We start from the raw sequence: 26,456 nt of genomic DNA, 5'->3' as shown, positions 1-26,456 counted from the left end.
GACAATGTTACAGCAAGCATTACAGAAGCTTCAAAAGGAAATCGGTGAGAAGGCAGGCGATGTGTATGTCTCGCATGTCGGGGCTTATTTGATCAAGTACGTAAGGCAGCATCCGGAGCACGCTGTGTTTATCGTTGCCGATGGAAAGACGATCACGGGCAGTTTGGCGGCTATGAAAGAGGAGGCTCGCAAAAGACAAACCAATGGGATCGGCGTGCTGTCTGATGAAGAAGGTTATGCTGTGGTGCTGAAATACTTCGGGGTTCCTGTTCGTCAACCTGCATCGACCGCGATCCAACCAGAATTAACTACATCGTCGATTGACGATCTGTTATGAGGTGATATGCGTGAAGCAGAATGAGAAGGAATATCGAGAGTTTAATAAGCATTTTCCAAGGTCAATCAGTCAGGAAATCAAGGATTATGTGACGAATACAGTTCTTCTCTCCAGCAGATATGTCTTCATTAAACGTGAGAAAGGGGTTCAATTTGGTTACTGCACACATTGTAATAAACGTTATCGGACGCCGGCGCCTTTCAAACATAATGATCTTGTAATTTGTGTAAATTGTGGCTCCAAATGCGTGGTTAAGAATCATGGAACAAGCCGCAAGTATCTGTATGACAGCGGATTTGTTGTTTATTACGAAAAGTCAAAGATCGATCCTACTCATGCCATCATTGCTCGGGCATTTAGAGTAAGCCGAGATTATACCGGTGATTATACACAGGTTAAAACGAAGTATATTCCATTAGCGAAATATCTGTTTGTAGCAGGAAATCCCGGGTACGCTGTAATGCACAAGAATCATTGGTGGAATGATAGATGGATAAAATCCACCACGGTTCATTCGGTTGAATCGAAATCGGGTTATTTCAATCATTTTTGTTCTATCGAAAGCATACGAAATGCTGTAAAAGGGACTCCATTTCAATACAGTACATGGGAGCAACATCCACAACCACAATGTGATTATGTTAAGTTCTTTGCCTTGTACAGCAAGTATCCGGCAGTAGAATACTTAACCAAGCTTGGATTTGAGCATTTTGTTCAAGCCAAGCTTTTCGATAAAAAGACTTACAAATGTATTAATTGGAGAGGTAAACGGATCAATCAGATTCTAAGACTTTCCACACAGGATATTAAAGAAGTGAGATCTATAGTGGATAGAGTACAGCCTCTGCATCTTTACTTATATCAATGTTCGCGTGGGGATTCAAACGGCCCGTCTATGAAAGAGATCGTGTCTTTCTTCGACACGAGCATGTACCTATCAGATGAGCTGAAAATCATAATGAAATATGCGAACCTTAGACAAATCATGAATTATGTCCAAAGGCAACTTGAGCATAAAAATAAAGCTTATAAGTTCCTTCGTTCAGTTCTTATTGATTGGAAGGATTATATCAAAGAATGCGAGGAACTGGAGTATGACCTGAGCAACGACTACTATCTATTTCCTAAAGATCTGCATGAAGCTCATCAACGCACGTCTAAATTGCTCGTGATGAAAGCGAATGAACTATTAGATAAAAAGATCCTGAAGAGAGTAAAAGAACTGAAAAAGTATTTTTTCGAGCATTCGGGATTCATGATCCGCCCGGCCGAATCGACATATGAACTGATCCAGGAGGGGAAGAAGCTCAATCACTGCGTTGGGAGATATGCCGACGATTATGCCAATGGTAAGACCGCCATATTTTTTATCCGACGAGTTGACCAGCCGGCAGATCCTTTTTTTACGATGGAACTGCGAGGAGATTGTATTTTGCAGACTCGGGGCTTAAGGAACTGTGCTATGACGGAAGAAGTTCAAAAGTTTGTGAATAAATTCGAAAGAGCTAAATTGCAATCAAAAACAAAACAACGAACGTTTAGAAAGGTCGGTGCGATATGACAACAGCTAAAAAAACGAAGAAAACTGAATCGGTTCAAGTCCCCAGCGTAGTAGCACCTGGAGAGAAGGCAATTTCAAACCGTACCCCTGAGGTGATCGCCGCGGAGATCCGATCGATCGACCAACAGGCACGGAAATATGTGCTTCAATCCGCTATTGAAATCGGAGAAAAGCTAAATGAAGCGAAAGAGCTCGTCGCGCACGGCGAATGGGGAGCTTGGCTGAAGGATAACGTCAATTATAGCCAATCAACGGCTAACAATTTCATGAACGTAGCCAGAGAATATAAAAACACAAATTCCCAAGCGCTTGCAAATTTGAGCTACACCCAAGCGGTTGCCTTGCTATCAGTCCCGGCCGGGGAACGGGAGACATTTGCTGAGGAAAATAATGTCGCAGAAATGTCTAGTCGTGAACTGCAGGCGGCGATTAAAGAGAAGCAGGAACTTGAACGCTTGTTGGCGGAAGAAAGAGAGCGTGTTAAGCAGGAACAGCTTGCCCGAGAGGAAGAGAAGGAGCAACGAGAAGCATTATATGCTCAATATAGATCTGAACTTGAGCTCCGGCAGAAAATGCAAGAGGATTTAGCAGCTGCCCAAGCCGCAGTTCTTGAGGCTGAGAAGGGAACAGGTAAACCAGATGCTAAAACTAAAACGGAACTCCGCAAAGCGGAAAAGGCGCTATCTGAGTCTCAACAGCGGATCGCAGCACTGGAGGCTGAAATGAAAGCGAAGGAAGACGAACTGAATGCCAAGGTCGAGAAGGCGGTGAAAGCCCGGGAAAAGGAGCTTGCTGATCAGGCTCGTAAGCGTGAGGAAGAAGCAGCAAAGCAGGTGGCCGCGCTCGAAGAGGAGCTTAGAAAAAATAACAACAAAGCTGCAATTGCTGTGAAGTTTCATTTTGATTCGTTGGTCAGTACCTTCAAGGAATTGGCTGCAGCTCTTGCTACCATCGAAAATGAAGAGCAGAAAAAGGCCATATCCGGGCGGATCGCCGCGCTATGCGACGAGATGAAAGCTAAGCTGTGACGTTATGTTCTTACATTTGAAGTGTATAAACTTTAAATTTCTTTCGGAAGATGAGGGGCTGGATTCAAGGGAAAGAAGCTTTGATATAGATGGACAAAAGCAAAGAGGGTGAAGTGCTTGGATTATATTGCAGAATTGAACGCCTTCACAGATTGGCTCGAAATAAACCCGTTGGAGCCAACCACACAAACTTTGTGGTTTCACCTTATGGCGATCGCAAATAAGAGTGGTTGTCCAGAGTGGTTTACAGTAGCCAATCCCCTATTACAGGCAAAAGTGGGCGTAACAGAAAACACCCTGAATAAACATCGTAATTATCTCGTTCAAAAAGGGCGAATTGAATACAGATCGCAAGGAAAGCAAAAAGCCGGAAAATATAAAATCATTTATTTTACCTCAAATAATGAGGTAAAGCAAGAGGTAAAACATGAGGTGAAACGAGGAGTAAAAGGTGAGGTGAAAGGTTCAGTATTATTTAAAGATTTTAATTCTTCTTCTGCTTCTTCTACTTGTGAAGGGGTTGAAACAGGATATGAGTCCTTTTATTCAGCGTATAACCGAGTATTCGGATTTGACTGTAATCCATTTCAGGCACAGCAGCTTGCAGACTACATCGAGCAAGACGGAATAGAGGAAGCTGTGGTGATTCGGGCAATCGAGCGAGCAGCAACGGCATCGACCGGTCATAATTTCAAACTTATTCTCAAAATTATGGACGATTATTATAAATCCGGTGTACGCACCCTGGAGCAAGCTAAAGCTATCGACGCGCAATATGATGCACGTAGGATGGTTAAATCTTCAGTTCCTGTCGGGAGCCGGAAAAGTAAGCTGAGTTTTGCGGAAATGGCAAGGGGGATGAACGATGAAGCTTGAAGAGATGGGGAAACTCTTTGATCTGATTGTTGAGTATTATCCAGCCTTTACCGGCACAAGCGAAAAGCTTAAGGCTTGGCATGATGTGCTTCGGGATACATCCTACGAAACGGCCAAGCAAAATCTTATTCGCTATGTTGGTGATCCAGATAACAAATATGCTCCACATCCCGGAGTGTTAGCCAAACGACTAGAAGCCAAAACGGATACCGAGCGATATCACGAGCACATGCGGTATATTGGCATCAATACACTGGAGGAATATGAACGTCTTAAGCAGGGAGTGGTACCCCCGACATCGGAACAGCTCAGAAAGGTGCGTGGAGAACATGGATAATCGGATTCTGCCTCACAGTCTAACATCTGAGCAAGCCGTGATTGGCGCTTTACTTATTGATCCGAAGGCAATTACGAGGGTTGCGGATAGTCTAAAACCGGATCAGTTTTACGCTCCTGAGCATCGAATCATTTATGAGGCTGCGGTCGAGTTGGATGAGTCGGGAAAAACGGTTGACCTGGTTAATGTCGCTGGACGGCTGCAGGAGAGGAACCAGTTAGAGGATATCGGAGGAGTCAAATATCTTTCCGGGTTGTCTCGATCTGTTCCTACAGCGGCGAACATTGAAGAGTATGCAGATACGGTCAGGGATCGGTATTTGCAGCGGGAAACGATCGTTAGTTTGGAAAGACAGCTTGCAGCAGCATGGGAGGCAGAAACCGGTTATGAGGCAGCGACTGGTGTCCAGTCTGTTGCCAATGTTCTGTCTGATAAAGCTGTGAAATCCCGTGATTTTCGTGACATGAAGGAACTTGGAATATCAGCCTTTGATTTACTTGAGCAGCGATTTGCCAATTCTGGAAATGAGGTCACGGGAATCCCGTCAGGGTATATCTACCTTGATCGTATGACATCAGGGTTCCAAAACTCGGATTTGATCATCGTCGCGGCGCGGCCGTCAGTGGGGAAAACGACATTTGCGCTTAACATTGTCCAGAGTGCTGCAATCATTGCAAAAAAGACCGTTGCTTTATTCAGTCTGGAGGTATCCGGCGAGCAACTGACGCTTAAAATGATGAGCGCCGAGCAAATGATTGATTCCAATCGTATACGGACCGGTTTTTTGCGGTCGGAGGATTGGGATAAGGCGGCATCTGCGGTCAGCATCTTGTCCGATACAAAAATTTTTGTTGATGATTCAGCATCGATTACAGTTTCAGAGATTATTAACAAATGCCGGCGTCTCAAAGATAAAGTAGGGTTGGATATGGTTGTAATTGACTATTTGCAGCTTATTTCCGCTGATCGGACAAGGGACAATCGGCAGCAAGAAGTGTCCGAAATATCACGCAAGCTGAAGCAACTCGCCAGGGAGTTAGATGTACCGGTGATTGCTCTATCACAGCTTAGCCGGGCTGTTGAACAGCGACAGGATAAACGGCCGATGATGTCAGATCTTCGGGAATCTGGCTCCATCGAGCAGGATGCTGATATCGTAGCTTTTTTGTACCGGGACGACTATTACAACCAGGAAAGCGAGAAGAAAAACATCATCGAGATCATCATTGCCAAGCAGCGGAATGGTCCAGTCGGCACGGTAGAGCTTGTGTTCATGAAGGACTATAATAAATTCTTAAATTATGAAAGGCAGCATGTAAGTTAGGAGGGATAGTATGCTTAACACGTTACCTGATCGGTACCAAGTTCACGATTTAGGAGAAGCATCCATTTGCAATTATCAACGATCCCTTACCGTTGCCCGAAAAGCATACTTCCGAGCTGATGCCGACGACAAAAAGGTCATTTCCGGAATGATTAGTGATTGTGAATTTGCTATTGAATGGCTAAGCACCGGCCGTCGCCCAGGGAATAAGCGGGGGATTGAACGGCGGGCTGCTTACCAAAGAGAGAAACTTGTAGATCCTCTTAAAATGCAGGCTTATGTCAGTAATGCTAGGGCTGGAAGCCCGAGCAACCTCAGCGAATGGGAAAGGTATCAGATTGAAGACGCTTTATCTCGTCTCACTGAACGAGAACGAGATTGTTATGTGATGGCACACGGCGAATGCTTTTCCTTCAGCGAAATTGCCAATATGTTAGGATTGAGCAAAGGGAGCGTCGAAAAATATGTAGAACGAGCTCAACGGAAAATTTCAGAGGATCTTCAAACGAGCCTATTCTTATTTAGATAGGCTCTTTTTTGTCTTACAAACGCCACCTATAGATGAAAGCTATAAATTAATTATTATTTATAGGTTTATATTCATGCTGGTATCATAACCATTTTCTCCATATTGCCGTCCCTTCGGGGGCGGCGCTTTGTTATGTTCATTATTTGGAAACCATTATCCAATAGTTAGTATATAATTCCCAAGCGCTTGGGGAATTGAAATGAGGTGGTGATAAATGAATTTTGTTCAGCCGATTCGTGATCAAGAGACTATTGAGGCGATTAAGGAGTACTTAATGCAGCAGTCCCATCGAAACTATATGCTGTTCGTATTTGGAATCAATACTGGATTACGCATCCAGGACATTTTGAAACTTAAAGTGAGAGATGTGACGGGGGAGTATCTAGTGATGACTGAAATGAAAACGGGAAAACGCAAAATCATGAAGATCACACCGGTACTCAAACGTGAAATCAAGCGGTACACCGCCGACATGAAACCGGACGATGTACTATTCCCATCTCGGCAAGGCGGTAAAAATAAGCCGATCAAGAGGGACATGGCTTATAAGATCATGAAGAAGGCTGCGAACGAATTCGGACTCGTTGACATCGGAACGCATACACTGCGGAAGACATTCGGATACCACATGTACCAGAAGACCAAAGATATCACGCTGGTTCAGAACATGCTCAATCACTCGGACAAGTCTATCACTATGCGATACATCGGCATGGACCAAGACATGATGGATGCTGCGATGAACCGATTTGGATTGTAATCTCTTCATTTGATGAGTGTGGAACTCAAATCCCCGAAATAGTGGAAAGCCTTGTGGGAGTAAGGATGAGGCGATGCTGACAAGTTATGCACTTTAATAAGATATGCATAACTCAGAAGACAGAAGAGGCGATTTTGCAGTGTTTCTTCGAGTTTGATACCCTAAAAACCCTTTAACGGCGCGGCTCTACGGGTTTTTACGAGCGCGGGTCCTTCTCAGGGGGTGGCCCCTATGCGGGTACGAACGACCCCGAAATTTCACCGAGTTTTATAAAATTTGCACATTAGGCATTGTGCAAAAAGGAGGGGGTATTTTGAGTGAGAAAATAAAAGCTAAAATGATCGATGGAGCCTTGTGTATAGGGACTTCTGAGCTTTGTGAGATACTCTCTGTTCATCGGAATACGATTGCACAATGGGAGCGAACTGGGATGCCCAAAAAGGCTAGAGGATGGTATTCGCTTAAAGATGTCATCAAGTGGGTTATGGAAAACCGTGGTGTAAAGAAGACGCCGGAGTCTGAAGAGGAAATGACTCTATCCCAACAGAAGCTGTTTTATGAGGCCAAGTTGAAAGAGCAGCAGGCGGATGCGGCTACTTTAAAAAACGCTATTGCCAAAGGGGAATATATTAAGCGTGAGGACGTTGTGAGTGAACTCCAACGTTTTTTTACATCCCTCAAGCGATCTATGGGAGGCTATAGCCGGAAAATTGCCATGGAAATCGCTCCGTATCTGGAACCCGATCAAGTCAGGGTAATTGAACAAGGCATTTCCGACGCAACCAACGCGGTGCTGCTGCAACTGTCGGTTCGGGGTGTGTACGATGCCAAAAAGGATTAATCCAGAATGGTCGGAGTGGCTTTATGAAGCATTACAGGTGCTCCGTCCTCCCGAAAAACTCACGGTATCCGAATGGGCAGATCGTTTTCGGGTCCTGGACAGCAAAACGTCGGCGGAACCCGGCCCTTGGTCGACTGACCGAACACCATATTTGCGGGGAATTATGGATGCCTTCACAGATCCTCGCATCGAAGAGATCATTTTCGTGAAGCCAACGCAGGTCGGGGGCACTGAGAGCCTCAACAATATGCTAGGCTATGTAATCGCTCAGGATCCGAGCCCGGCGTTGGTGGTGTACCCCATGCTTGATTTGGCCGAATACACTTCAAAAAACCGGCTTCAGCCCATGGTTAAACTAAGCCCGGCCCTAAGCGAACGCTACAAAGACGAGGACAGCAAAGTCTTAGAGTTGCAATTTGACGGTATGTATGTGGTTATCTCCGGCGCGAACAGCCCGGCCTCACTCTCTTCCCGGCCGATAAGGTATTTGTTTATGGATGAGGTGGACAAATATCCAAAAAGCGCCGGAAAAGAGGCTGATCCGCGGGCATTGGCTCGCGAACGGACCAAAACCTTTACGTACAACAAGAAAATCATTCAGACCTCTACACCTACATTGAAAAACGGTCCCATTTGGCAAGCGTGGGAGGCTGCTGATGTAAAAATGCAGTATTACGTGCCTTGTCCTCACTGTGGTCAGTTTCAAACTTTGAAATTCAAACAGATTAAGTTCAACAGTGAACTATCACGCGAAGAAGCGCGAGCGACAGCCTATTATGAATGCGAATTCTGCTCCTCTCCCATTAGGGATACCCACAAACCGCTTATGCTTCGCGGCGGGGAATGGCGTACTGAGTCTGGTTCAACGAAGCCGGGTACAAAAACCGGATATCATTTGAACGCAATATACAGCCCTTGGGTACGTTTCGGAGATATGGTATATGAGTTTTTGATCTCCAAACGTACACCCGAAGAACTAATGAATTTCATTAACAGTTGGCTGGCTGAGCCGTGGGAGAATACTCAGGTCAAACTAAACAGCGACAAGGTTCTTGAGAAGTCCAGTGGTTATGAGGAGGGGATCGTACCGGACCGAACGATTCTCTTGACGGGCGGTGTAGACGTCCAGAAGGATCGGTTTTATTACACAATCCGGGCTTGGGGAGAGAACATGACCAGTTATAACATCAGACATGGGGTGGTGGAGACCTGGACCCAGATCGAAGATGTTATGAACATCTCCTATTGTTCAAGGGATGGGACTGAATACTTCGTTAACCTTTGCGCGATCGATTCTGGTTACAATGCCGATGAAACATACGACTTTTGCGCCCGGAATAGCGAGTGGGCCGTGTCTGTAAAAGGCTCGAATACCAGACTGGATAATAAATTCAAGCTCTCCAAGATCGACCGAGAGGAAAAGGGGATGTATGGAATATCCCTTTACCATGTAGACGGTAACTTTTATAAGGATTTCATTTTCAATCGGCTTGCCAGAAAGCCTGACGAAACAGGTGGATGGTATGTGTATGAGAACTGTGATTTGGAATATGCCGAGCAGGTTACAGCTGAAGAAAAGGTCATTGAGAAGAGCGGTCGCAGGGAAATTGAGGTTTGGCGCCCCAAAACTTCTCATGCTGATAACCACTATCTGGACTGTGAAGTATACGCTGCCTTCGCAGCGGACTGCCTCGGAATTCGGTATAGACGTTTTGAGGAAATCGATCCGCCTGTCGCGGTGGGTGAAAATGTACAATCTAAGCCGAAAGTGAACAGTTGGGCAGGAGGTGAGAAATGGATATGACCACTGAAGAACGTTTAGAAACGCTCAGACTGGAACTGCTGCAGGTGAAAACAGCCATTGCTGCTATCCAGAACGGAGCCCAAGAGTACCGAATCGGGAGCCGTTCCTTGCGTAAACCTGATCTGGGGCTACTATACCAAGAGAGGGATCGCTTGGAGCGTGAGATTGATTACATTGAACGTGGTGGTACGATATTTCGTTACGCCATTTTTGAGGGGAGGTGAGATATATGAACTGGCTTGAACGATCGATTTCCATGGTTAGCCCAAGGTGGGCCTATAAGCGGATGGCATGGCGTTCGGGGATGAGTATTTTTGATGCCGGCGACCGTGGGCGGTTAAATTCCAATTGGAATCCATCCATGACGCCGAATGAAAATATGAATCAAGCGCAGCGCAGCTTAATCCGTGCTCGGGCTCAAGACTTGGAGTGAAACAGTGATATTGCCGGTGCAATTCTTTCCGCATTGGAAAGAAACGTCGTCGGAACTGGAATCATGCTGCAGGCTAAAATTCCACACGAACTGCCTCGTAACGGGAATGGTGAACTCAATAAGGAAATTGAGCGACTGTGGAAGGAGTTCTGTAAGCCTGAGAACATCGATGTCACCGGAACGCAATCCCTTGAAGAGATCGAGGAGATGATTGTCCGGCGTTATTACGTGGATGGCGGGATCTTTATTATCAAGGTCTATGTCAAAGACAGTAACTTTCCATTCAAAATCCAAATCCGGTCCGTCGATGATCTGAGTAGTATAGCTGTTCCCGGAGAAAAAAATCGCATCGTAGAAGGCGTTGAAATTGACGAGTTCAATCGTCCGATTGCCTATCATTTCAAAAAATACGTTGGTAATTTCCTTCACCCGTCCGAGACCGTGCGCATTCCGGCGGAAAACGTCATTTTTCTGTTCAAGAAAAACAGCCCGCAGCAAATACGCGAGGTCTCTCAGTTGGCCACTGCGTTGCCGCGAATCCGGGACGCCAATCAATTTATTGAGGCGGTATCCATCAAGGAGCGTGTTCTGGCGTGTCTTGCGGTGTTTATTAAAAAGGCGACACCTACTGGCGGAGTTGGTCGGGGGCTTAGCCCGGCGGGGAGCCAACAGGTGGACTATAACGGCATGACCTTGGCTCCGGGCATGATTGGAGAACTGAATCCAGGTGACGAGGCCCAAGCCGTAGTCCCGGCCGGACAGGCTTCCAACACGAAGGAGTTTATAACAACACTAATCCGCCTGATTGCATCCGGAATTGGTCTTTCTTACGAGGCGGTTTCACGGGATTTGTCTCAAGTCAATTATTCCTCCGCTCGTCAGGGACTACTGGAAGACCGCAAGCTTTACAAAAAACTGCAGAAAATGATCATCGAAAAGGTGCTCTCCGTAATTTATCTGGAGTTTTTGGACTCGATGTATTTGAAAGGAAAACTGGATCTTCCAGGGTATGCACAAGATAAAACCCTCTATACGGCTCATGTATGGATTCCCCCTGGATCGTCCTGGATTGATCCGGCGAAAGAAGTAAATGCCAATAAGGCGGCGCTGGAATCCAATCAGGATACATTAGCTCGCATCTGTGCAGAGAGGGGGGAGGACTGGAGAGATGTCGTTACGCAGCGAGCTGCCGAGCAGAAGCTGATTGATGAACTAATGAATAACAGAGGTGATAACAAGAATGAGTCAACTGAGGAATCCTCCGATGATGCTGCATAGGAATAGTGCACCATCTGACGAACTGCTTTCTCGCACGTTCACTTTCAATCGAAACACCATCAATGAGGAGGAAAGGACAGTAGAACTTTCCTTTTCATCTGAAGCACCTTATGAGCGTTATTTTGGCTCAGAAATTTTAAGTCATGACCCCGGAGCGGTTGACCTGACAAGGTTAAACGAAGTCGGGGTTTTATTATTCGCTCATGGACGGGATACCAATTATGGTCGTATGCCGATTGGTGTCATTCAAAAGGTATGGATTGATGAGAAGGAACGTAAGGGCAGGGCGATCGTCCAATTTGATGACGACGAAGATAGCGATAAGGTATTCCAAAAGGTGAAGAAAGGTATTATCAAAGGGGTATCTGTTGGCTACTCTGTTAGCTCTTGGGAAGAGGTTAAGGCAGGCAAGTCATCTGCGAACGGACGGTTTACTGGTCCAGCATATGTTGCGTTGAAATGGCAGCCGTTTGAAATCAGCATCGAACCGACCCCTGCCGATCCTTCGGTTGGAGTTGGAAGAAGTCACAATACCATAATCCCAAGCGATTGGGAATTTGAAAGCGAGGAAAAAGGAATGAATGGTTTGAAAATGATTGCCCTAGCCGCTCAGGGCCTGATGCATGCTCCGGATACTGGTGGAAATCCGGGAGGAAATAAAAGCGATGGAGAGCGTGCTGCCGTTCCTCCTGCAATTGATACGGGGGAGATTGAGCAAAGAGCGGCTGCCGCAGAACGGACACGCGTTACAGAAATCACTACGCTTTGCCGAAATTTTGGGCTGGATGCATCGGTGTATATCGCAGATGGAAGCACCGTGGAGCAAGTAAAAGATGCCATCTTGAAAAAACAAATCGAAGATAAAAAGCCACATCCTTCGGGCGTGCGAGTGGTTTCCGAGGAGATTGATAAATTTCGTTCTGCTGCGTCAGATGCGTTGCTTCTTCGAGCTGGAAGAAATATTCCAAAGGCCGCGGACGGTGCATTTGAACTTCGGAATCTTCGGCTTCGGGATTTGGCCGTCGAGTGTTTACAGCGTGCTGGCGTAAGTGGTGCGCATCTCTTACGCGATGAAGATCTTTTGAGACGGGCTCTGTCTCCCGACAGTACGTTTCAGGGGATTATTTCGAATGCAGCACATAAGACTCTCTCTCAAGCCTATCAGGAGGCTCCGACAACTTTTCAGTATTGGACAGGTAAAGGTTCTAACTCTGATTTCAAAGCAGCTGAGCATTATCGGATTTCTGAAGCAGGTGAGCTTGAGCTTACACCTCAAAATAGCTTGATTCCTTATGATACACCCATGAAGGATGAGAAGGTTACAAAAGCGGTACTAACCTACAGCAAACGCTGGGGATTCACTCGCGAGGCATTCATTAACGATGACTTGGATATGCTTTCCAAAGTGCCCGCTGCTTATGTTATTGCGGCCAAACGCGGTATCAATCGATTGGTTTATAAAATGTTGGCGACCAATCCAACCATTTATGATTCCGAACCGCTATTTGGTGCGGCACATAACAATTTGGGGACGGCGGGGCCAATCAATACGCTGAGCATGAGCGAAGGGCGTAGAAAGATGCGGACCCAAAAGGGATTACGCGGAGAGGCTACACTGAACATTGCTCCTCAATTTTTGCTCGTTCCGGCAGCGCTTGAAACGGATGCGAATCAGTTTATCCACAGTGATGCTGATCCTGCAGGCAAGCATTCCGGGGTAACCAATACTTTCCGTAATTCCCTAGACATTGTTGTAGATGCAGAGCTGGATCAATACTCGGAGACGGCATGGTATCTTGCGGCTAACCCGAACATCGCAGATACGATCGAAGTTACCTACCTGCGGGGGCAAGAGGAACCGACACTGGAAACGGATATTCCTTTCGATCGTCTCGGCATTGATTTCCGGATTTATTTTGATTACGGGGTTACGGTGCTGGATAGTCGCGGGTTGTTTAAAAATCCGGGCGAGGAGGAGACGCCATGAAACTAAAAAGACCGCTTAATTATGCCGGCCGTTTATTCGACGCCGGTGAGGAGGTTAAAGGAAAACTTCCTTTGGATTTCCTTCAAGCTTTGGAGGAAAGGGGAGGCTTTGAAGATCAAAATGAAGCCGAACCGCTCTATTCCAAGGACAATCTGGAGGGATTGTCTGAAGATAACAATTCCTCACTTTCGCCATCACGGTCTGTAGCTGAACTGGAAGAGTACCTTAAGAACGTTGAGGATATTGATCACGTTTCGGTACTTCTTGAGTCGGAAAAAGCGAGCAATAGTCCAAGAGCCAGCGCCATCAAGGTTTTGGAAAAACGGTTAAAGGAACTGGCAGATGAGTAGTTTTAAAGAAATGCTCATAAATGACGTGGGCGTTTTTTTAAATGAATCGGAGTTTGCTGAGACTCATGTTGTCACAACTTATGATAGGAATGGAAACCCGCAGCATCGAGAACTTCCGATGATCGTCGAGAGTTTTAATTTGGACGGACGCCCATTTGAGCATGCAGACGGCGTATCCTCTATTCGTGTAGTTGTGTACATCAAGCCTGAAGTGTTGGCTTATACCCCTCGAGTAGACCAGGCGTTTCACTTGGACCATGCAAAATACATTGTTGATGCCCTGGCACTTGAATCTGGTATTTTACGAATATCGATGAGTGCTAATCGGGGGCGACCATGAGCGATTTTCTGGAGATTAAGGATAATCTGAAGCAGGTTAACCAGTCGCTCAAGCAAATGGACAAGGCCGTACGGCAGGCGGTCTTGTCCAGTATTAACCGATCGACGCAGCGGGCGAAGACGGAGATGGGGCGTAAGGTACGTGAAAAGTACATTGTCAAGCAGGCAGAAGTGGTTAAAACCGTCAGTATCCGGAAGGCAAAGGGCAAAGCATTGTCGGCAACCTTGACATCCAGGGGCTATACCATCCCGTTGATTCGGTTTGGCGTCACGCCGAAAAAACAACTCAAGAAGGCACCCAAGGTTATTAAGGCAGCTGTATTTCGGGGGGGAGCGAAGAAGCCTATCCCAGGCGCATTTATCGCTACTGTTGGAAGCCATTTGGGTGTCTTTAAGAGGGAAGGTAAGAAGCGGTTACCCATTAGGGAACTCCGAGGCCCTGCGGTTCCGTCGATGGCCGTGAACGATGAGGTGCGTGAACATGTGCAGAGTGTTTATGCTGATGAGATGCAAAAACGCCTGCCACATGAGCTTAATCGCACGCTAGGGAGGCTGAAAGCATGACGCCCAGCATGATGATGGATAAGCTACAGGAGTACCTACGGGAGATCACCAAAGATATGTTTTTGGGCCCCCATCGACTCCGGCCGAATATCTACAAGGTTGATTTGCCTGCGCGGGCTACACCGGATTATGATACGAATTTACCTGTAATGACAGATCTCCCACCAACTACGGCGGATCCGCACCTGCCGGACGAGCGGGACGAGCGCTGGCCGTTTATCCTCATTGTTTATTCCGACTCGGAGGACAACGAAGACGGATACAGAACAGCTACAATCGCTCTGACATTTGGGGGCGAAGGAAGAGGCGCTGACGGCTACATGGATGTGTTACATCTGATGGAGCACGTCAGGGCCTCTTTTCTACGGGAAACGTGGGAAGGTTGGCCTTTCAGGCTATCTCTGCCGCTTTCGATGGGATTTTACGATGAGCAGGCCGAACCGTATTGGTTAGGCTATATGTCTACCACGTGGGAAGTGCCTAGTTACGAACAGGAGGTATGGAAGCATGGCTTCTAAAAAAACAACCACCGCCGAAGAGTCGCGGGAGAGACTTGAGCAGTTGAGCGTCGAAGAAATAAAGGAAGTTACCCCGGCAGTAGAAATTCAGTCGGCGGCGGTGGAGAGTGCGGCAACGGTTGAGCGGGTGCAGTTAATTTATATCGGCCCAACTGTCCGTAAAAACGGTATTGGGTTGCGTACAAACCAGGTGTTTGTCGGCGGGCATCCGGCGTATATGAAAGCACTTTATGATGAGTATCCGCTGATCAAGCAGCTTTTTGTCCCGGTGGAAAATCTGATTGAGGCACGAAAACAAATCCATATGCCGGGGACGGCGCTATACACCGCCATTCGGTCCTTGAAAGGAGTTTAAGGTATGGTAGAATTTCACGGAGTAAAAGCCTCAGAAGCGTTTATCTCAAAGGCAGCAGTGGTTCAAACCAATACGCTGCCTTTTTATATTGGCACGGCGCCGATCAATCAAGTTCCTGATCCGGCGAGCGCGGTCAATAAGGTGATTATGGCCAACAATATCGACGAATTTAAGGCGAAACTGGGATATTCCGACGATTGGAAGTCCTTTACTCTTTGCGAAGCGGCTTATGCCCATTTTGTCGAGAATGAGCAGGGGCCGATTGCCTTTGTCAATGTGCTCGATGTTACCGATGTCGAGAACGTCGCGCCGGCTGCGGTTACCTTTGTCGGCGGAATCCATACGATTCAAAAAGAGGGCGTCCTGAAAACGTCGGTCACGGTCGCAGACGGGGGCACGACGTATGAACAAGGGAAAGACTACACGACAACCTTTGATGACGCCGGAAACCTCGTCATAGCGATCGTAAACGGCGGCGATATCCCTGCGGGCACAACCACGCTGCAGGTGGGGTATCAAGTCCTTAAGCCATCGGCGGTAAATGCCGCACGAATCATTGGCGGAACGGATGCTGAAACGGGGGTCAGAACCGGTCTGGAATTGATTGAGGACGTATTCGCAGAAACCTCGTTTGTGCCAAATCTGATTGTGGCCCCGGGTTGGTCGGATCATCCTACTGTGGCCGCTGTGATGGCCGCGAAGGCAGCAGACATCAACGGTTTGTTCGAAGCGCATGCCGTGACCGATCTGGATGCTACTCAGAAGTACACAAAAGCTGTGAATTGGAAGGAACAGAACGGTTATACAAGTCACTTGCAGACCAATACGTACCCGCTATTGACTTACAAAGGCCGAACCTATCACGCATCAACGCTAGTGACAGCCGCAATGGTTGCGACGGACTTATCCAACGCCGGCGTCCCTGTGCAGACGCCTTCGAATCAGGCGATCACTGCGGATGGAATGGTCTATGCGGATGGTACTGCGGTCAATATCCCGTTTGACCAAGCGAATCTGCTTAATGCAAACGGCATTGTGACCGCACTCCGCTGGCAGGATGGGTTCCGGGTCTGGGGGAATCGTACGGGAGCATATCCGGAGCATACCGATGCGCAGCGTTCCTTTATCCCCGTGCGGCGGATGTTTTCATATATCAAAAACAACCTCATCCTTCGGCATTGGCAAAAACTCGACAACCCACTCAATCAGCGGCTGATCGAATCGATTACAGACGATGCCAATATCTGGCTGAATGGTTTGGTTGGTGCAGGGTATTTACTCGGTGGTCGGATCGAGTTCAGAACTACGGATAACTCCACAGATCAAATCGGCAACGGGAAAATGGTTTACCGGGTATTCATCACTCCGCCATCCGTCGCCCAGGAAATTGAATTCATCGTCGCTTACGACGCATCTTATTTATCCGCCTTAACGGCGGCATAAGGAGGGGTTAAATTGGCAAATAAAATTCCTACCAAACTTGTAGGCATGGCACTTTTTATGGAGGGCAGTAATCAAGATTTTGCCACCGGCGACATTACGCTGCCGTCCTTGACACCAATGACAGATACCGTTTCTGGAGCTGGTATTTTGGGGGAGGTTGATCTTCCTTCTCCGGGACATTATAGCTCCATGGAGCTTGGCATCACTTGGCGGACGATTGATCGAGATGCCTTCCGGTTGGTCAGTTCGCAGAAAAAAGCGCTTGAGATCCGGGGGGCTTTTAACGAGTTCGATAACACAAAAAGCGCCTTTGTAACCCGAGCGATCAAGATTGTCGTTCGCGGCGTCGGTAAAGGGATCGATCTTGGAACCCTAGCGCAAAACGCCACCACAGATACTACCAACACGATCGAGGTCATCTACATCAAAATCTTTATCGACGGCGAGGCCGTTTTCGAACTGGATAAATTTAATCATATCAGTCGCGTGAATGGTGAAGATGACCAACAAGATGTTCGCAAAGCCCTTGGACTGGCCTAAGAGAGGAGAAACAAGTAATGAGTGAACATACCGTGAAGACAGAGGATTTGCAAGAAGTACAAACCGTCGGAAAGGTCATTATGTTATCCCGACCGATCAAGTGGGAGGATGTTGAATACAAGGAGCTTAAGCTGGATTTTGAGACGCTCAGCGGCCAGGACATCCTTGATGTGGAGTCGGATTTCATGGACTTTATCCGGGGGCAAAAGAATGTCTTTGTCCAGTTTAAGACCGAGCATCCCGGGTATCTGGCGGTGATTGCCGCCAAGGCTGCGGGTGTTCATCCAAACCTCATGAAGAAGCTCTCTGGTAAAGACTTTTTGAAAGTGACAGGTGCTGCCCGGGATTTTTTGTCCAGTTTGGTCTAGCTCAAAATCCACTCCGGCAGCTTATGAAAAAATCCATCATCCTCTCCCGGATGGGCGGCGATCCGAATCATTGGATGAGCCGCCCGATTTGGGTTATGCATGAGTGGTTTTTGGCCCGGGGGGAGCTATACGAGGAAGAGAAGAAAGCGCAGGAAGGGGGTTGACCATGGCAGGGAAGAAGCAATATGAAATGTCGTTTGAACTGAATGGGGAAATCGACCCCCGAATATCCAAGGCGTTCGACACGTTGTCCCGGGAAGTCGTTGATTTAAAGGATGATCTAGGTCAACTTCGGAAAGCCAAGACTTTTGATAAACTCACCAGAGAGGCTGGAGAGGCAGAAGGGGCATTTACTGGTCTGCGGGAACGAGCCAAAGAATTCGGTGAAATTTTTGACAAGACGCTCCAATTTACAGGGGCACACAAGATCATCACGACGGTAGGAGACATGTTCTCCAACATGGTTAGTGAGGTCGGTTCCCTCGACGATTCTATTCATCAAATGGGCGCGGCTACGGGAGCGACGGCCGAGGAAATGGCCGAATTCAAGGATATTATCCAAGAGATCTACGAAGGGAACTTTGGCGAAGGATTCAGCGACATCGGGAATGCCCTTGTCAGTGTTCGCAGGATCACCGGAGAATCCGGAGATGCCTTGGAGCAAACGACGAAGAACGCTCTTATTCTCCGAGATACCTTCGGCTATGAAGTCAGTGAGTCGGTTCGATCCGCAGACATGCTTATGCGGCAATTTGGGCTGACTTCCGAACAAGCCTATAACTTGATCGCTCAAGGGTCGCAGAAAGGGCTGGATAAGTCCGGCGAGTTGCTGGATACGATCAATGAGTTTTCCCCTCAATTCTCGGTTCTTGGCTTTACAGCGAATGAGATGTTTGACTTTTTCTCCGCCGGTTTGGAGGCTGGGGCTTGGAACCTGGATAAGGTCGGTGACCTGGTTAAGGAATTTGATAACCGCTTGAAGGATGCCGGGGATACCGCAAACCGAGAAGCGCTGGCCCAACTTTTCGCACCAGAGGACTTTGAAAAGTATGTATCAGCATTAATGACAGGCTCAACGAAAACTGCAGAATATCTGGAACTGGTTGCTAAGACATCGAAAGAAACGGCGAAACAATTAGTGGCTGACTTGCGGAAAGGCGGCAATAAAGGCGCAACGGCTATGACCGCTCTCCAGGGAATCTTAGGAGATTCCAATAAGATGCTGGTCGAGCTGTCCAATGGTTCGATCAAAGGCGCTGATGCGTTTCAGCTCGTTTTGGCCAAGCTCGCCGCGATTGAGGACCCGATCGAGCGACAAACCCTAGGCATTGCCATCATGGGGACGCAATATGAGGATTTGGGGCAAAAGGTTGTCAATTCTCTAGCCACGGTAGACAACCAGTTCGACAAAACCGCCAACACCATGCAGCAGATCGAGGAGATAAAATACAGCAGCGTCACGAAAAACCTGCAGGAACTCGGACGCGAACTGATGAACGAGGTCATTATTCCAATTGGTGAGGACCTCATGCCTGTTCTCCAGGACATGACCGCATGGGCTAAAGACAACAAGGATTTGATCAAAACGTTGGCTTTGGCGGTGCCTGCGGGAATGTTAGCCAAAAACACCGTATCGATGGGCAAGGACTTTGCCAAGGTTGGGAAATCACTACTTGGCACTGCGGGGAACGTTGGTAAATTTGGTGGAGCTGTCGGGTTGCTGACCAACCCGATTGGTCTGGCGTTTGGAGCCATTGGTGCTCTCTCCCTGGGGGTCATTGCCTATAAAAAACACCAGGAAGCAGCACGACAAGAGCTCATCAACATGGGTGATGCCCTTGATAAAGCGTATGATGACTACTCGGCGATTGATGAGCAAACACAACGCACCAAAGATTTGATTAAGGAATATGACAGGCTTACGGAAAAAATCAAGAACAGCAACACGCCAGCCGAGGAACTAACCGAAGCTCGTCGTAAGCTAGCCAATGTTGAGAAAGAATTAATAGATCTTAATCCGGATATTCTCCGGGCCGAGGATGCCAAAAGTGCAAGTTTCCGTGATCAGTTGGATCTGGCCGAACAGTTGAACGAATCGCGGTCAGAGATGGCTCGCCGGGAACTGGAAATGTCGGTTATTGAAGGTGAGAAAAATCTTCCTGATTTGGAAAAAGAGTATGAACGATTAAACAAAAAACTTGCTGAAACTAATGATTCATACTTGAAAGCGAAGGATAGCTATGTCCAGTTTTCAGAGTACTGGAATCAACAGCAGGCTATAGTAAATAATAACAGTCTATCTTTTGAGGAAATGAACGCTCAACTCGATGAGTTGGCCAAAAAGATATATGATGACACAGGCCTGGACTTTATTGGGAAAACAGCACTAATTTACGATCATGCTCAAGAAGCATGGAAGGAAATGCATTCCTCCTCGGAGAGTTGGAGAAAGACTCAAGAAGAAATAAAAAATGCTGAAGATAGCTTCCAAGCACTGTATGACAATCAGAAAAAACTCATTGAGCTCGATCTAGGCAGCACAATAGAAAATCAGGCAACCAAATATAAGGAGCTTTCTGAGGTCGAAAAGCGGCGATTTGATGCGGCTTTACAAGATTTGACAGAACTCAACCGGGAGATGGATATGATCCCCGATGCCAAAAAGGTAAACCTCGAACTTGTCTGGCAGCAGACCGGAGCAATTCCGGACTTTTCCACTCCTGCTGGTAAAAAGCTGAAGCAAATACAACTCCGCGATCCTGGCTTTAACGGGTATGCTGATGGCGCTCGAATCACTTCGCCGGAGCTCGCCTGGGTGGGCGAGGGAGGAGATGACGAGTTTATCATCCCGGTCAACAACTCCCGACGCTCGCACGCCCTCTACGCAGCTGCAGGAGAGGCGTTAGGGTATAACCCCGGTGGGACTTTCGCACCTGTTTATAAGCCTCAGATCATCATTCAAGGAAGCGCGAACGAGCAGATGGTCCGGACTGTTATGAGAGATTCCCAGCGCGAATGGGAGCAGAATATGGAGGCTTGGCAGCGGCAGCAACAAAGGAGGAACCTGGCATGACGACATATCGGACGATTCAGGGCGATACATGGGACGGCATAGCCTTCAAGGTGGCGGGGACCGAATCATTTATGACGGAGCTTATGCAGGCAAATCCCGATCATTTGGAAACCGTCATATTCCCGGCCGGCGTGGTCCTCAACATCCCTGACACGGCGATAGAGTCTGCTTCTGATCTACTGCCGCCTTGGAGGGTTGAAGCATGAGTAAGTTAGTTGAAAACGGCCGTTATGCACTAGTTTCGTTGTTTTTCAACGGCAAACAAGTAGATAAGGACCTGGCTCCATATTTGGTATCCTTCAAATACAACGATGGGTACAGCGGTCAAGCTGATGATATTACAATCCAATTGGATGATCGGGAACGCAACTGGATCAAGAGTTGGGTTCCGGTCACTGGTGATGAGATTAAGGCCGAAATTGTAACTTGGCATTGGGAGAAGCAAGGTGAAAAGAAGAAACTGCCCTGCGGTATGTTTTACCTCAAGTCGTTTACATATAATGGGCCTCCAGATGTGGTTACGCTGGAAGCAAGCGCGTTACCGGTTGAGGGGAATTCGTCCAAACAGGAAAAACGGTCGAAATCCTGGGAAAACATTAAGTTAAAAACCGTCGCGGCGGAAATCGCGAAGCGTGCGAAGTTGAAACTGGTCTATGAGTCGACGTCAAACCCGACGTATGAAAGGCTTGATCAAACGGAGCAGAGTGATTTTGAGTTTCTCATCCAATTGGCCCTGAAAGAGGGCATCACCTTAAAAGTCAGCGGGGCCTCGTTGGTGATGTTTGACGAGGAAAAGTACGAGGCGGCAAAGCCTGCTTTTGATTTAGAATTTGGGGTTGATCATATCCTCTCATACAATTTTGAATCAAACAGCGAAACAGCTGCCTATGGATCTTGTGAAGTGGTTTATACAGCCCCGAAAACCAAAAAATCACTGGCAAAGACGATTAAAGGATCGTATAAACTGCCGAAAGCGAAAGGGCTGCCTGTGTTGCGGGTGAATGAGCAAGTCGATTCCGTCGCCGAAGCTAACCGGGTGGCCAAAAACAGACTCCGCGAGCAAAATAAAAAGGCGGGGAAGGCCCGCCTGACGCTTGAAGGAGACACTAGGATCGCCGCTGGCCAGACGCTCAATATAAGGGGGTTTGGTTATTTTGACGGGAAATATATCATCGAAAATGCAACACATCAAATCAGCGCGGGCGCAGCCTATACAACCGAAATTCAGATCAGAAAGGTGTTGGGGTGGTGAATATGGCGAACATTGCGGCGGAGATGGTGAAGACTGGCATCTGCTCGACTTCTGATTTCGCATCAGGAACCATCACGGTAACCTTTCCCGATCGTCAGGATGCGGTTTCCCGATCGATTCCCGTCCTATTCGCCGGGGGACGTGGTGCAGGTAACGGCATGCCGCAGCCAGGTGATATGGTTGTCTGCTTGATGTTCGGCAACGGCCCAAGTAATGGCGTATGTCTTGGGGTTATTCCGGACACTCTCCCGGGGGCAGCTCATCAGCAAGGGGTATATTTCCCGGACGGCAGCTGTGTCTATTATGACCAGGATGAGCAGCGGCTCGTTGTAAAGGCGGCCAGCAGCGTTAAAATTGAAGGCGATTTGATCGTTACGGGCAAGGTGACGGCGGTCAATATCGGAGGTGGTTGATATGGCATTACCAGACGGCATTGGGACGCTGGGGGATATCGTTTTTATCGTCACCAGCAGCAAGGTACGCACATTTTCGGGGTTTTCTCGGACGACAACGGACCGCTGGGCTAATAATGACATCATCCACAAAAAACCACGCTCGCAGTTCCTCGGGCCCGGGCTGGATACCTTTGAGATGACGGTCCGGGTGGATGCGCGGCTAGGTTTGAATCCTCGGGCTGAGGTAGACAAACTGGTCGCCTACAGCCGTGAGGGCAAGGTATTATCGCTGGTGATCGGCGGTAAAGGTATGGGCGTGAACAAGGTAAAGATCACGAACCTTGTTCAAAACTGGAATACGCTTGATCATCGTGGGAACCTCCTCAGTGCGGAATACACCATCACATTGGAGGAATACGTATGACGACGACTTACAGTGTGACGGCCGACGCTCTGCAGATTCAATTTGGCCTGACCGGGGTAGCGTCGGTGAAACAAAATATCCAGCTTATCTGTACGACCATGCTGGGGAGTTGCCCTATAGACCGGGCATTTGGCATCGATCTAACTGCCATGGACAAATCTACGACGGCGGCCGCCGCGCTGCTGCAGGTTAATATCCTGTCAGCGATCGAGCAGTTTGAGCCACGGGCCATCGTGACGGATATCTCTTTGCAGACGGACGGGGAGAAGGTCATACCGACAATTAAATTTGTGCTAAAGGAGGAGGTGGCAGGCTGATGAAGTACGTTGATTTGCCGGATATCCAATTCACTGAGCAAGAGGTGGCGGCGATCCGGGACGCAGCACTGACTACGGTGGAGAGAAAAATTGGCCGGACGATGAATCGTGCGGATCCGGAGCGAATCTTGTTTTTGGCACTCATTGATATCATCATCCAGCAGCGGGTACTGATCGACAGGGTTAAGAAATCGGATTTGCTGAAATATGCAAGCGGTGGAGCGCTCGATCATCTGGGTGCTCTTTTTAATGTCTATCGGCTGGATGCGGATGCTGCCACAACTACGCTCCGATTTACCCTCTCCATACCGCTTACAACGGATACGATCATCCCGTCCGGCACTCGGGTAGCAGTTCAGGACAGCGGAGGTGCGGTATATTTTTCGACCGAGAAAGTCGCCGTAATTACTGCCGGGAACACCACAGTAGATGTTGCTGCTGTGGCAAACGAAGCGGGGGAGGCAGGTAATGGTTATATCCCCGGACAAATCAATGCGATCATGGATCCCCTTCCTTATGTGCAAAGCGCTGTCAATGTGACAGAGAGCTCCGGCGGAAACGACGAGGAGGACGATGACGCCCTGCGGGAACGCATTCGCATGTCCCCCGAAAGTTTTTCCACGGCTGGACCGGGTGGAGCATATGAGTATTGGGCCAAAACGGCGAGCTCAGCGATCGCGGACGTATATGTCACGTCCCCGGCGGTCCGCGAGGTGCTCGTTGTGCCCTTGCTCGAAAACGGAGCCATCCCAGGGCAGGACGTGTTGGATACAGTAGCAGCAACGTTGAATGATCGAACGGTCCGGCCGATTACGGACAAAGTAACTGTACAAGCTCCCGAAACTGTACTGTATAACATCAATCTGACCTACTACATCTCAGATGAAGATGCGACTAAGGCGGCGACCATCCAGGAGGCGGTGACGGCTGCCGTGGCGGATTATGTACTTTGGCAAAAGTCGAAGCTTGGCCGACACATTAACCCTTCGCAGTTGATCAAGCGGGTGATAGCCGCCGGTGCGCTGCGGGCGGACGTAACGGAGCCGGTCTATACCGAGTTGGCGGCCTATCAAGTGGCCCAAGAGGGCACGGTCAATACGGCGTATGGAGGGCTTGAAGATGACTGATATAAAAAGCGTGAGCTTGCTTGATCTGCTGCCGACGAGTATCAGATACGATCCTAAAGTGATCGCCTTTGCAGAAGCGTTGGACGAACAGTTGAGGGCGGCAACCGACAAAATTTATCAGTTGCCTTTTTTCTCCCGGCTGGACAACCTGGACGATGAGGAGGCCGACGCTCTTGCCTGGCAGCTGCACGTTGATTTTTATGATGTGACGCTGCCGATCGATCAAAAACGGGAACTTGTCAAAAACGCAATTCGGTTCCATCGACGGAAAGGCACACCCGCAGCCGTCGAGGAGCTAATATCCATCCTTTTCGGGACGGGACAGGTTGAAGAGTGGTTTGAGTATGGCGGCGAGCCGGGTTATTTCCGGGTACGCACAAGCGACCCGTCGGCTACAAATGAGAGGGCTCAAGAGTTTGTACAGGCTATCGACTCCGTAAAGCGACTCTCAGCGTGGCTTGAAGCTGTAATTTTGGAAGAAACCATCGAGGCGCGTGATATGTACTTTGGCGGCCTGTTGCACATCGGCGAGTTTATCACAATAGGGTAGGTGATTTTAGTGAGCTCTTGGAGCTATGCATTAACAAATAAGGGGCGTCAGTTGCAGGCAAAAGCGCAGGCTGGCGCTCAACTAGTTTATACAAGGATGGCGGTAGGGAGCGGCACGCTGAGCGGGCAATCTCTTGAGAGTATGACCGCACTGATTGCCCCCGTTAAGGACCTCGACATTACCAGGCTCAAACGTCCGGCCGGGGCTACACGGGCGCTCATCGGGGCGACATTGACAAACCAAGACGTTACGACCGGGTTTTACTTACGGGAGGTTGGTATATTCGCTGACGATCCGGACGACGGCGAGATCCTTTATATGTACGCCAACTCTGGAGCAACAGCCGACTATATTACCCCGCAAGGAGATGGGGTGATTGAGAAGGCGCTGAATATGAACGTCTTTGTTGGATCCGCGGCAAACATCACGGCCAACATCGACGAGTCGCTAGTATACGCCACCCAGCAGGATTTGGCGGATGCTATTGCTGGAATACAGATCAACGATGCCACCACGACGCAAAAGGGGATTGTCCAGCTATCCAATGCCACCAACAGTACCGCAGAGGATCGTGCAGCTACGCCTAAGGCTGTCAAGTTGGCATATGATGCAGCTGTGGCGGCGCAAACGACGGCAAATGCCGCGAACCTAGCGGCCGCAGCGGCGCAGACCAAAGCAGATGCAGCTGAGACGCCAGCTGGAGCACAGGCAAAAGTAAATGCTGCCGTTGGTTCACTCTCAAGCCTACTTACGACGGCCAAAGGCAACACGGTTGCCGCGATTAACGAACTTTTTACAAATGTCAGTGATGGGAAAAATACGGTCGCTGCCGCTATCACTGACAAAGGCGTACCGGCATTAGGCAGCGATACTTTTGCGGTCTTGGCGCAGAAGATTGGGCAGATTTCGACGGGTATAAAAGTTGCAAGCGGAAATTTTTCGCCGGCAATTAACTCAAATTCACCAGTAGGGTCTATAGCAAACCTGCCGTTTTCTCCTAAATTGCTAATTTTGTTTGGATATGTAAATCTATATTCTGTTCCTGGGCCGATTGATGCGAACGTATATGGAAATTTGGTCGCATACAACATTAGTGGAACACTAACCGTTGGTGATAGTATTCGAGGAGAATTGATGGAGCCTAATTATGGGCAGTATGCTTCGATGAATATTGAAACTGTTAACTTTGGTCTAAGTGAACTGTCTTTTACCATTAAGTTTACTCGAAATGGCAGTTACCAATCAGGCGGAGCAATTACAAAATATATAGTATTCGGTGTATGAATTGCATAATCAAATTAGAAGGGTGTTGACAATGATCAGGATGTTTAAGAGTAAAGATTATGTACAAGCAATCGAACTCGTAGATTTTGCGTCAATCCAGGCAATTATTCAGCTTACAGGCATGGGGGTGACCGTTATTTTTACGCCGACAGGTAATTTGCAATCGGTGACCTTTAAAGACGGATCAAAAACGATCACCGCGCTCCCGGGGCAATTTGTTTACAAGAACAACACCGGCACCGTGGGAGTTTGTGATTACGAATATCTCGCCGAAAACTACGAAGAAGTCACCGAACAACCGGAAGAAGGAACCGAACAAACCACAGAAGCGCCGTAGGGCGTTTTTCTTATGCCCTCGGAGCCGATCCGGGGAGATATTAAGGAGAGGGTAGACGTATGGATCTTACAGTGATTACAGCAATCATATCAGTTGCTGCTGCGCTAAGTGGCATTGTACTGGGG

At 48.2% G+C, this 26,456-nt stretch carries 33 protein-coding genes; all 33 read left to right on the top strand.

All coding sequences use genetic code 11. The annotated features are described in order from the left end of the window. Positions 1-4: 4 nt before the first annotated feature. Positions 5-337 carry a hypothetical protein gene (locus RW092_RS20670; protein WP_316011160.1) on the top strand — a complete coding sequence of 111 codons (333 nt, stop codon included), beginning with the start codon at positions 5-7 and terminating at the stop codon, positions 335-337. A gap of 10 nt (positions 338-347) precedes the next feature. Further along, positions 348-1,898 carry a PcfJ domain-containing protein gene (locus tag RW092_RS20665; RefSeq protein ID WP_316011159.1) on the top strand — a complete coding sequence of 517 codons (1,551 nt, stop codon included), beginning with the start codon at positions 348-350 and terminating at the stop codon, positions 1,896-1,898. Next, positions 1,895-2,926, top strand: coding sequence for a DUF3102 domain-containing protein (locus tag RW092_RS20660; RefSeq protein ID WP_316011158.1), 1,032 nt, complete (start codon positions 1,895-1,897; stop codon positions 2,924-2,926). Before RW092_RS20665 ends, RW092_RS20660 begins: the two co-directional genes overlap by 4 nt. 117 nt (positions 2,927-3,043) lie before the next feature. Continuing rightward, positions 3,044-3,802 carry a DnaD domain-containing protein gene (locus tag RW092_RS20655; protein WP_316011157.1) on the top strand — a complete coding sequence of 253 codons (759 nt, stop codon included), beginning with the start codon at positions 3,044-3,046 and terminating at the stop codon, positions 3,800-3,802. Next, positions 3,792-4,139 carry a hypothetical protein gene (locus RW092_RS20650; RefSeq protein WP_316011156.1) on the top strand — a complete coding sequence of 116 codons (348 nt, stop codon included), beginning with the start codon at positions 3,792-3,794 and terminating at the stop codon, positions 4,137-4,139. Before RW092_RS20655 ends, RW092_RS20650 begins: the two co-directional genes overlap by 11 nt. Then, positions 4,132-5,463 carry a replicative DNA helicase gene (gene dnaB, locus RW092_RS20645; protein ID WP_316011155.1) on the top strand — a complete coding sequence of 444 codons (1,332 nt, stop codon included), beginning with the start codon at positions 4,132-4,134 and terminating at the stop codon, positions 5,461-5,463. The genes RW092_RS20650 and dnaB overlap by 8 nt, the downstream gene beginning before the upstream one ends. Positions 5,464-5,473: 10 nt before the next feature. Further along, complete coding sequence (locus RW092_RS20640; RefSeq protein WP_316011154.1) at positions 5,474-5,992, top strand: sigma-70 family RNA polymerase sigma factor; 519 nt, start codon at positions 5,474-5,476, stop codon at positions 5,990-5,992. Between the two features lie 214 nt (positions 5,993-6,206). After that, entirely contained in the window at positions 6,207-6,752 is a 546-nt protein-coding gene (locus RW092_RS20635; protein WP_316011153.1) for a site-specific integrase, read from the top strand. A gap of 313 nt (positions 6,753-7,065) precedes the next feature. Further along, complete coding sequence (locus tag RW092_RS20630) at positions 7,066-7,593, top strand: hypothetical protein (RefSeq protein ID WP_316011152.1); 528 nt, start codon at positions 7,066-7,068, stop codon at positions 7,591-7,593. Then, positions 7,577-9,397 (top strand): phage terminase large subunit family protein, encoded by a 1,821-nt coding sequence (locus tag RW092_RS20625; protein ID WP_316011151.1) that lies wholly within the window; start codon positions 7,577-7,579, stop codon positions 9,395-9,397. Before RW092_RS20630 ends, RW092_RS20625 begins: the two co-directional genes overlap by 17 nt. Next, entirely contained in the window at positions 9,388-9,621 is a 234-nt protein-coding gene (locus RW092_RS20620; RefSeq protein ID WP_316011150.1) for a hypothetical protein, read from the top strand. Before RW092_RS20625 ends, RW092_RS20620 begins: the two co-directional genes overlap by 10 nt. Positions 9,622-9,626: 5 nt before the next feature. Then, entirely contained in the window at positions 9,627-9,830 is a 204-nt protein-coding gene (locus RW092_RS20615; protein ID WP_316011149.1) for a hypothetical protein, read from the top strand. A 33-nt stretch (positions 9,831-9,863) separates the two neighbouring features. Beyond that, entirely contained in the window at positions 9,864-11,108 is a 1,245-nt protein-coding gene (locus RW092_RS20610; protein WP_410055560.1) for a phage portal protein, read from the top strand. After that, the gene (locus RW092_RS20605) at positions 11,071-13,095 is read left to right on the top strand and encodes a prohead protease/major capsid protein fusion protein (RefSeq protein WP_316011148.1); all 2,025 of its coding nucleotides are present in this window, start codon (positions 11,071-11,073) and stop codon (positions 13,093-13,095) included. Before RW092_RS20610 ends, RW092_RS20605 begins: the two co-directional genes overlap by 38 nt. Then, on the top strand, positions 13,092-13,445 hold the full coding sequence (locus tag RW092_RS20600; RefSeq protein WP_316011147.1) for a hypothetical protein: 354 nt from the start codon (positions 13,092-13,094) through the stop codon (positions 13,443-13,445). Before RW092_RS20605 ends, RW092_RS20600 begins: the two co-directional genes overlap by 4 nt. Next, a complete protein-coding gene (locus tag RW092_RS20595; protein WP_316011146.1) occupies positions 13,438-13,785 on the top strand; it encodes a hypothetical protein in 348 nt (115 codons plus the stop codon). Before RW092_RS20600 ends, RW092_RS20595 begins: the two co-directional genes overlap by 8 nt. After that, entirely contained in the window at positions 13,782-14,348 is a 567-nt protein-coding gene (locus RW092_RS20590) for a phage tail protein (protein ID WP_316011145.1), read from the top strand. Before RW092_RS20595 ends, RW092_RS20590 begins: the two co-directional genes overlap by 4 nt. Beyond that, a complete protein-coding gene (locus tag RW092_RS20585) occupies positions 14,345-14,866 on the top strand; it encodes a hypothetical protein (RefSeq protein ID WP_316011144.1) in 522 nt (173 codons plus the stop codon). The genes RW092_RS20590 and RW092_RS20585 overlap by 4 nt, the downstream gene beginning before the upstream one ends. Continuing rightward, entirely contained in the window at positions 14,856-15,221 is a 366-nt protein-coding gene (locus tag RW092_RS20580) for a hypothetical protein (protein ID WP_316011143.1), read from the top strand. The genes RW092_RS20585 and RW092_RS20580 overlap by 11 nt, the downstream gene beginning before the upstream one ends. A 3-nt stretch (positions 15,222-15,224) precedes the next feature. After that, the gene (locus tag RW092_RS20575; RefSeq protein ID WP_316011142.1) at positions 15,225-16,664 is read left to right on the top strand and encodes a phage tail sheath family protein; all 1,440 of its coding nucleotides are present in this window, start codon (positions 15,225-15,227) and stop codon (positions 16,662-16,664) included. A 12-nt stretch (positions 16,665-16,676) separates the two neighbouring features. Continuing rightward, the gene (locus tag RW092_RS20570; protein ID WP_316011141.1) at positions 16,677-17,204 is read left to right on the top strand and encodes a phage major tail tube protein; all 528 of its coding nucleotides are present in this window, start codon (positions 16,677-16,679) and stop codon (positions 17,202-17,204) included. A gap of 17 nt (positions 17,205-17,221) precedes the next feature. After that, the gene (locus tag RW092_RS20565) at positions 17,222-17,572 is read left to right on the top strand and encodes a phage tail assembly protein (RefSeq protein WP_316011140.1); all 351 of its coding nucleotides are present in this window, start codon (positions 17,222-17,224) and stop codon (positions 17,570-17,572) included. Between the two features lie 23 nt (positions 17,573-17,595). Then, the gene (locus RW092_RS20560) at positions 17,596-17,736 is read left to right on the top strand and encodes a hypothetical protein (RefSeq protein WP_316011139.1); all 141 of its coding nucleotides are present in this window, start codon (positions 17,596-17,598) and stop codon (positions 17,734-17,736) included. Between the two features lie 2 nt (positions 17,737-17,738). Beyond that, positions 17,739-20,645, top strand: coding sequence for a phage tail tape measure protein (locus tag RW092_RS20555; protein ID WP_316011138.1), 2,907 nt, complete (start codon positions 17,739-17,741; stop codon positions 20,643-20,645). Continuing rightward, positions 20,642-20,851, top strand: a complete 210-nt coding sequence (locus RW092_RS20550) for a tail protein X (protein WP_316011137.1) — start codon at positions 20,642-20,644, stop codon at positions 20,849-20,851. Before RW092_RS20555 ends, RW092_RS20550 begins: the two co-directional genes overlap by 4 nt. Beyond that, entirely contained in the window at positions 20,848-21,897 is a 1,050-nt protein-coding gene (locus tag RW092_RS20545) for a phage late control D family protein (RefSeq protein ID WP_316011136.1), read from the top strand. The genes RW092_RS20550 and RW092_RS20545 overlap by 4 nt, the downstream gene beginning before the upstream one ends. Beyond that, complete coding sequence (locus tag RW092_RS20540; RefSeq protein WP_316011135.1) at positions 21,894-22,310, top strand: hypothetical protein; 417 nt, start codon at positions 21,894-21,896, stop codon at positions 22,308-22,310. Before RW092_RS20545 ends, RW092_RS20540 begins: the two co-directional genes overlap by 4 nt. Before the next feature lies 1 nt (position 22,311). Then, the gene (locus RW092_RS20535) at positions 22,312-22,716 is read left to right on the top strand and encodes a phage tail protein (protein ID WP_316011134.1); all 405 of its coding nucleotides are present in this window, start codon (positions 22,312-22,314) and stop codon (positions 22,714-22,716) included. Continuing rightward, positions 22,713-23,033, top strand: a complete 321-nt coding sequence (locus RW092_RS20530) for a GPW/gp25 family protein (RefSeq protein WP_316011133.1) — start codon at positions 22,713-22,715, stop codon at positions 23,031-23,033. Before RW092_RS20535 ends, RW092_RS20530 begins: the two co-directional genes overlap by 4 nt. After that, positions 23,033-24,160, top strand: coding sequence for a baseplate assembly protein (locus tag RW092_RS20525; protein ID WP_316011132.1), 1,128 nt, complete (start codon positions 23,033-23,035; stop codon positions 24,158-24,160). Before RW092_RS20530 ends, RW092_RS20525 begins: the two co-directional genes overlap by 1 nt. Continuing rightward, positions 24,153-24,710, top strand: a complete 558-nt coding sequence (locus RW092_RS20520; protein WP_316011131.1) for a phage tail protein I — start codon at positions 24,153-24,155, stop codon at positions 24,708-24,710. The genes RW092_RS20525 and RW092_RS20520 overlap by 8 nt, the downstream gene beginning before the upstream one ends. After that, entirely contained in the window at positions 24,711-25,994 is a 1,284-nt protein-coding gene (locus tag RW092_RS23940) for a tail fiber protein (protein WP_316011130.1), read from the top strand. A gap of 31 nt (positions 25,995-26,025) precedes the next feature. After that, the gene (locus tag RW092_RS20510) at positions 26,026-26,331 is read left to right on the top strand and encodes a hypothetical protein (protein ID WP_316011129.1); all 306 of its coding nucleotides are present in this window, start codon (positions 26,026-26,028) and stop codon (positions 26,329-26,331) included. Positions 26,332-26,456: the final 125 nt, after the last annotated feature.

This window comes from Paenibacillus sp. 3LSP (assembly GCF_032465655.1).
Taxonomy (GTDB): domain Bacteria; phylum Bacillota; class Bacilli; order Paenibacillales; family Paenibacillaceae; genus Fontibacillus; species Fontibacillus barengoltzii.
This window is presented reverse-complemented; position numbering and strand designations above follow the sequence as displayed.